A 6946-nucleotide genomic window follows, 5' to 3' on the forward strand; every position below is an offset into this window, starting at 1 on the left:
CTCTTTAGTTACGCGCGGCGCTTTCTTGCACGTCAGCGTCGGCGTTCAACTGACGCACGGCGATATAGCGCTCGCTGCGACGGGTGCGGTCCATTACCTGGCCAACCAGCTGGCCGCACGCCGCGTCGATGTCTTCACCACGGGTGGTACGCACCGTGACGTTGTAACCGGCGTGATGCAGGTGGTCCTGGAAGCGGCGGATGGCGTTGTTGCTCGGGCGCTCGTAACCGGAATGCGGGAACGGGTTGAACGGGATCAGGTTGATCTTGCACGGTACGTTCTTGAGCAGCTCGGCCATTTCCACGGCGTGCTCGAGCTTGTCGTTGACGTCCTTGAGCAAGGTGTACTCAATGGTCAGTACGCGCTTCTCGCCCAGTTGCGACATGTAGTTCATGCACGCCTCGAGCAATACCTTGAGCGGGTACTTCTTGTTGAGCGGCACCAGTTCGTTGCGCAGCGCATCGTTCGGCGCGTGCAGCGACAGGGCCAGGGAAACGTCGATGTGCTTGGCCAGCTCTTCGATCATCGGAACAACGCCAGAGGTGGACAGGGTCACCCGGCGCTTGGAAATACCGTAGCCGAGGTCGTCCATCATCAAATGCATGGCGGCGACCACGTTGTCGAAGTTCAGCAGCGGTTCGCCCATGCCCATCATCACCACGTTGGTGATGGCGCGGTCGATGGTGGCGGGAATGCTGCCGAACGACTTGTTGGCAATCCACACCTGGCCGATCACTTCGGCGGCGGTGAGGTTGCTGTTGAATCCTTGCTTGCCGGTGGAGCAGAAGCTGCAGTCCAGGGCGCAACCGGCCTGGGACGAGACACACAGGGTGCCACGCTTGCCCTGGGGGATGTACACGGTCTCGACGCAGCTGCCGGACGCCACGCGCACCACCCATTTACGGGTGCCGTCGCTGGAGATGTCCTCGCTGACCACTTCCGGACCGCGAATCTCGGCAACCGCCTTGAGCTTTTCGCGCAAGGCCTTGCCGACATTCGTCATGGCGTCGAAATCATCGACGCCAAAGTGGTGAATCCATTTCATTACCTGACCGGCACGGAAACGCTTCTCCCCGATAGAGTCGAAGAATTTTTCCATTTCCGGCTGGGTCAGCCCCAACAGGTTAGTTTTGCCAGTCGATGTCGTCATGGATTCACCCTCACCCGTAAGCTTTCGCTTAGCGAGTGGTTACCTCGGTAGCTGCGAAGAAGTAAGCGATTTCGCGAGCAGCAGCGGCTTCGGAGTCCGAACCGTGAACGGCGTTGGCGTCGATGGATTCAGCGAAGTCAGCGCGGATGGTGCCTGGAGCAGCTTCTTTAGGGTTGGTAGCGCCCATCAGCTCACGGTTCAGAGCGATAGCGTTTTCGCCTTCCAGAACCTGAACAACAACAGGACCGGAGATCATGAAAGCAACCAGGTCACCGAAGAAACCGCGCTCTTTGTGCTCAGCGTAGAAGCCTTCGGCTTCGGCTTTGGACAGTTGCTTCAGTTTCGAAGCAACGACGCGCAGGCCGGCTTTTTCGAAACGGGTGGTGATCTCGCCGATCACGTTTTTAGCAACTGCGTCAGGCTTGATGATCGAGAAAGTACGTTGAACAGCCATGGAAAACTCCAGAAACGTTGAGTGAAGCGAAAAATTAAACCCGCGAATTATACGCGGGTTCCGGGGGATTGCCTAACCTGCCGAGCGCGCTCAGTCGGCTTCTTCGATCCAGGCCGCCTGGATGGCTTCGAGAACCTTCTCGCCGCCACGCTGCGGATCGTCACTGAAATCCGGCAATGCCAGCACCCACTGGTGCAGATCGACGAAGTTCACATAACGAGGATCGACTTCCGGCTTGCTTTCGGCAAGCTGGATTGCAATTTCAAGTACATCAACCCATTTCAGACTCATGATGGCTCCCTGAATCAGTGCGGCGCTTCGGCGGCCAGGTTGATCGTGTACTTCGGAATCTCGATGGTCAGGTCTTGCTCACCAACGATCACCTGGCACGCCAGGCGCGACTGTGGCTCCAGGCCCCAGGCCTTGTCGAGCATGTCTTCCTCGAGTTCGTCGGCTTCTTCGAGCGAATCGAAGCCTTCACGCACGATGCAGTGGCAGGTGGTGCAGGCACACACGCCGCCACAGGCACTTTCCATCTCGATGTGGTGCTCGTGGGCCAGCTCCAGGATGTTGGTTCCTGGTTCCACCTCCACCACCAGCCCTTCCGGGCAGAACTTCTCGTGGGGCAGAAAAATCACCTGCGGCATCAGTTATTCCTCGATCTCATTCAGGTTGCGCCCGGCCAAAGCGGCTTTTACCGTCGAATCAAGGCGACGGGCGGCAAAGGCATCGGTCACCTGCGACAGACGCTTGGTCTGCTGCTCGATGGCCACGCCATCGGTGCCGGTGATCAAATCACGCAAGTCTTGCATCTGTTGCTCGATCGCCAGGCGCTCTTCGGCGTCCAGCAGGCGCTCGCCATCGGCGTCCAGGGCGCCCTGCACCGCTTCGAGCAGGCGCTCGGCGTCGACCTGGTGCTCGCGCAGCTGGCGCGCCACCTTGTCGAAACCGGCATGTTCGAAGGAGTCCTTGAGCATGCGGGCAATTTCGCCGTCGGTCAGACCGTAGGACGGCTTGACCTGGATGCTCGACTCAACGCCCGAACCCAGTTCGCGCGCCGAGACATTGAGCAGGCCATCGGCATCGACCTGGAAGGTCACGCGGATCTTCGCGGCACCGGCGACCATCGCCGGAATGCCACGCAGTTCGAAGCGCGCCAGGGAGCGGCAGTCACTGATCAGTTCGCGCTCACCCTGCAGCACGTGGATCATCATGGCCGACTGGCCATCTTTGTAAGTGGTGAACTCCTGGGCACGGGCAACCGGGATGGTGGTGTTGCGCGGAATCACCTTCTCCATCAGCCCGCCCATGGTTTCCAGACCCAGGGACAGCGGAATCACATCGAGCAGAAGCAGTTCGCCACCATCGCGGCGATTACCGGCCAGGGTATCGGCCTGGATAGCGGCGCCGATGGCGACCACCTGGTCCGGGTCGATTTCGGTCAGCGGGGTACGGCCAAACAGCGCACCGACAGCCTCGCGCACACGCGGCACGCGGGTCGAACCACCGACCATGACCACCGCAGCGACTTCTTCGAGCTCCACGCCGCTGTCACGCACGGCGCGGCGGCAGGCCTTGAGGCTGCGGGCGACCATCGGTTCGATCAGGGCATCGAAGGCACTGCGAGTCAACTCGGCCTGCCAGCCGCCATAGGCAACCGTCACCGCATCAGCGCTGGTCAGGGCCTCTTTGGCTGCACAGGCGGTTTGCAGCAGCTGGCGCTGGGCACCGGGATCGAGGTCCGAGGACAGCCCAGCCTGCTCGACGATCCAGCTGGCGATGGCGTGATCGAAGTCGTCGCCACCCAGGGCGCTGTCGCCGCCAGTGGCCAGCACTTCAAAGACACCGCCGGTCAGGCGCAGGATCGAGATATCGAAGGTACCGCCACCCAGGTCATAGATGGCCACCAGGCCTTCGGCATTCTGGTCCAGGCCATAGGCCACGGCCGCCGCGGTCGGCTCGTTGAGCAGGCGCAATACGTTCAGCCCGGCCAGGCGCGCGGCGTCCTTGGTGGCCTGGCGCTGGGCGTCGTCGAAATAGGCCGGCACGGTGATCACCGCGCCGACCAGCTCGCCACCCAGGGTCTCTTCGGCGCGCTGGCGCAGCACCTTGAGGATATCGGCCGAGACTTCCACCGGGCTTTTCGGGCCCTGGACGGTGTCGATAAACGGCATGTGCGACTCGCCGCCGACAAAGCGGTACGGCAGCTGTTCGCCCAGTTGCTTGACGTCCGCCAGGCCACGGCCCATCAGGCGTTTGACCGACAGCACGGTATTGAGCGGGTCGCTGGAGGCTGCGTCGCGGGCCCCCTGGCCGACATCGATGCGGTCGGCGTGATAACGCACCGCGGACGGCAGGATGACCCGGCCTTGGGCATCCGGCAGGGGCTCGCTCCGGCCACTGCGCAGGGCAGCAACCAGGGAATTGGTGGTACCAAGGTCAATACCCACCGCCAGGCGACGCTGGTGCGGCTGGGGGCTCTGACCGGGTTCGGCGATCTGCAGTAGGGCCATGCTTATCTGAATACCAGGGGCGCCGCCAGAAGCAGCGCCGGGTTAATCGTCGAGGCGCTCTTCCAGCTGGCGCACTTCGTAGGCGAGCTTGTCGAGAAACTGCATGCGGCGCATCAGGCGCTCGGCCTGTTCACGCTGCGCAGCATCATCCCAGCAGGCGGCGAAGTTCTCATTGAGTGCTTCCTGGGCAGTTTTCAAGCGACGCTTGAAGACGGCCACGCCATCGAGGTCGGCACTGTCCTGGAGGTCTTCGAGCTCTTCACGCAGCTGCATCTGCTGCAGCAGGAACTCGGGATCATGGACGGTGACTTCCTGCGGCACTTCATGACCGCCGATCGCCAACAGGTAGCGTGCACGCCGGGGCGCGCTCTTGAGAGTCTGGTAGGCCTCGTTCAGCGCAGCCGAACGCTCCAGCGCAATGCGCTGCTCACGTTCGGAGGCATCGGCGAAGCGATCCGGATGGACCTCGCGGGCCAGCTCGCGATAGCGAACGGCCAGCTTGTCGAGATCCAGACGGAAGCCAGGTTGCAGGTCAAACAGGGCGAAATGACAAGGAGTACCCACGCGCAGCCTCAGACGTTGAAGCTTTCGCCGCAGCCACACTCACCGCGCACGTTGGGGTTGTTGAACTTGAAGCCTTCGTTCAACCCTTCCTTGACGAAATCCAGTTCGGTACCGTCGAGGTACGTCAGGCTTTTCGGATCGATGATGACCTTCTCGCCATGGCTCTCGAAGACCAGGTCTTCGCTGTCCGGCTGATCGACGAACTCCAGCACATAGGCCAGGCCCGAGCAGCCGGTGGTGCGCACGCCGAGGCGAATACCTTCACCCTTGCCACGTCCGTCGAGGGAGCGCCGCACATGTTTGGCGGCGGCTTCTGTCATGCTGATAGCCATCGAGACTCCTTACCTGCAACAGGCGACCTTAGAGCAAACCTTTCTTCTGCTTGTAATCGCGCACGGCCGCCTTGATGGCGTCCTCGGCGAGTACCGAGCAGTGGATCTTCACCGGCGGCAGCGCCAGTTCTTCGGCCAGCTGGGTGTTCTTGATGGTTTCGGCTTCGTCCAGGGTCTTGCCCTTCATCCACTCGGTGGCCAGGGAGCTGGAAGCGATGGCCGAACCGCAGCCGTAGGTCTTGAACTTGGCGTCTTCGATGACGCCCTGCTCGTTGACCTTGATCTGCAGACGCATGACGTCGCCGCACGCCGGGGCGCCGACCATGCCGGTGCCGACATCCGGGTCCTCGGCATTCATCTTGCCGACGTTACGCGGGTTTTCGTAGTGGTCGATGACCTTTTCACTGTATGCCATGGTGCAATTCCTTCCTCATCAGAGAGCCGCTCTTGCCGGCGACTACTTAGTGCGCAGCCCACTCGATCTTGGAGATGTCGACGCCGTCTTTGTACATATCCCACAGCGGCGACAATTCGCGCAGCTTGGTCACGGCCTCGCAAACCTTCTGCGCGGCGTAGTCGATTTCTTCTTCGGTGGTGAAACGACCGAAGGTGAAGCGGATCGAGCTGTGTGCCAGTTCGTCGTTGCGGCCCAGGGCGCGCAGTACGTAGGACGGCTCGAGCGAAGCCGAAGTACAGGCCGAGCCGGACGAAACGGCCAGGTCCTTGAGCGCCATGATCAGCGACTCGCCTTCGACGTAGTTGAAGCTCAGGTTCAGGTTGTGCGGAATGCGCGCGGTCATGCTGCCGTTGATGTACAGCTCTTCGAGGCCTTCAACCTGCTTGTAGAAGCGGTCGCTCAGGGCCTTGATGCGCACGTTTTCGCTGGCCATCAGTTCTTTGGCGATGGCGAAGGCTTCGCCCATGCCGACGATCTGGTGGGTGGCCAGGGTGCCCGAACGCATGCCGCGTTCGTGACCGCCGCCGTGCATGGCGGCTTCCAGGCGCACGCGAGGCTTGCGGCTGACATACAGCGCGCCAATGCCTTTAGGGCCGTAGGTTTTGTGCGCCGAGAACGACATCAGGTCGACTTTCAGCTTTTGCAGGTCGATCTCGACCTTGCCGGTGGACTGCGCGGCATCGACGTGGAACATGACGCCGCGGGCGCGGGTCAGTTCGCCAATGGCGGCGATGTCGTTGATGGTGCCGATTTCGTTGTTCACGTGCATGATCGACACCAGGATGGTGTCTTCACGCAGGGCCGCTTCGACCATGGCCGGGGTGATCAGGCCATCGGCACCTGGTTCGATGTAGGTGACTTCAAAACCTTCACGCTCCAGCTGACGAGTGCTGTCCAGAACAGCCTTGTGCTCGATCTTGGAGGTGATCAGGTGCTTGCCCTTGGTGCTGTAGAAGTGCGCGACGCCCTTGATTGCCAGGTTGTCGGACTCGGTTGCACCGCTGGTCCAGACAATTTCCCGCGGGTCGGCATTGACCAGGTCGGCGACCTGGCGACGGGCGTTCTCGACCGCTTCCTCGGCTTTCCAGCCAAAGACGTGGGAGCGCGACGCCGGGTTACCGAAGTTCCCGTCGACCAGCAGGCAATCGCTCATCTTCTGGGCGACGCGTGGGTCGACCGGTGTGGTCGCGGAGTAATCGAGGTAGATCGGCAACTTCATTGAATATCTCCTATCAGGCGGTCGCGCCGCGCATCGAAACGGTCATTCGACGGCGGACGTCTCAATCTTGTCCAGCTGCGGTGCCCGGCCTGCGATACGACGCAGGTCCTGGCGCTGGGCGACTTCTTGTACCTCACGGCGAGGGACAAGGTCAGCCAGGCTGATGCCGCTGAGGAATTCGTGAATCTGCTGGCTGAGGTCGCACCACAGGTGGTGGGTCAGGCAGGTGTCGCCGGCGTGGCAATCACCCAGGCCCT

The 6946-nt window shown here is 61.6% G+C and carries 9 protein-coding genes and 1 pseudogene; all 10 read right to left on the reverse strand.

All coding sequences use genetic code 11. From position 1 onward, the window contains the following. Positions 1 to 4: 4 nt before the first annotated feature. The gene (rlmN, locus tag UW3_RS0115665) at positions 5 to 1150 is read right to left on the reverse strand and encodes a dual-specificity RNA methyltransferase RlmN (protein WP_010223456.1); all 1146 of its coding nucleotides are present in this window, start codon (positions 1148 to 1150) and stop codon (positions 5 to 7) included. A 28-nt stretch (positions 1151 to 1178) separates the two neighbouring features. Then, the gene (ndk, locus tag UW3_RS0115670; protein ID WP_010223457.1) at positions 1179 to 1604 is read right to left on the reverse strand and encodes a nucleoside-diphosphate kinase; all 426 of its coding nucleotides are present in this window, start codon (positions 1602 to 1604) and stop codon (positions 1179 to 1181) included. A 90-nt stretch (positions 1605 to 1694) separates the two neighbouring features. Beyond that, a complete protein-coding gene (gene iscX / locus UW3_RS0115675; protein ID WP_010223458.1) occupies positions 1695 to 1895 on the reverse strand; it encodes a Fe-S cluster assembly protein IscX in 201 nt (66 codons plus the stop codon). Between the two features lie 14 nt (positions 1896 to 1909). Continuing rightward, a complete protein-coding gene (fdx, locus tag UW3_RS0115680; protein ID WP_010223459.1) occupies positions 1910 to 2251 on the reverse strand; it encodes an ISC system 2Fe-2S type ferredoxin in 342 nt (113 codons plus the stop codon). A 3-nt stretch (positions 2252 to 2254) separates the two neighbouring features. Then, positions 2255 to 4117, reverse strand: a complete 1863-nt coding sequence (gene hscA, locus UW3_RS0115685; RefSeq protein ID WP_010223461.1) for a Fe-S protein assembly chaperone HscA — start codon at positions 4115 to 4117, stop codon at positions 2255 to 2257. Positions 4118 to 4159: 42 nt separating this feature from the next. After that, the gene (gene hscB / locus UW3_RS0115690; RefSeq protein WP_010223462.1) at positions 4160 to 4681 is read right to left on the reverse strand and encodes a co-chaperone HscB; all 522 of its coding nucleotides are present in this window, start codon (positions 4679 to 4681) and stop codon (positions 4160 to 4162) included. An 8-nt stretch (positions 4682 to 4689) separates the two neighbouring features. Then, positions 4690 to 5013 carry an iron-sulfur cluster assembly protein IscA gene (gene iscA / locus UW3_RS0115695; protein WP_010223463.1) on the reverse strand — a complete coding sequence of 108 codons (324 nt, stop codon included), beginning with the start codon at positions 5011 to 5013 and terminating at the stop codon, positions 4690 to 4692. 28 nt (positions 5014 to 5041) lie between these two features. Next, positions 5042 to 5428, reverse strand: a complete 387-nt coding sequence (gene iscU, locus UW3_RS0115700) for a Fe-S cluster assembly scaffold IscU (RefSeq protein ID WP_002552476.1) — start codon at positions 5426 to 5428, stop codon at positions 5042 to 5044. A gap of 46 nt (positions 5429 to 5474) precedes the next feature. After that, positions 5475 to 6689, reverse strand: coding sequence for an IscS subfamily cysteine desulfurase (locus UW3_RS0115705; protein WP_010223464.1), 1215 nt, complete (start codon positions 6687 to 6689; stop codon positions 5475 to 5477). Positions 6690 to 6731: 42 nt separating this feature from the next. Beyond that, positions 6732 to 6946 (reverse strand): annotated as a pseudogene (locus UW3_RS27115) (Fe-S cluster assembly transcriptional regulator IscR); the annotation flags it as partial.

Origin of the sequence: Pseudomonas donghuensis, from assembly GCF_000259195.1 — a bacterium.
GTDB lineage: Bacteria > Pseudomonadota > Gammaproteobacteria > Pseudomonadales > Pseudomonadaceae > Aquipseudomonas > Aquipseudomonas donghuensis.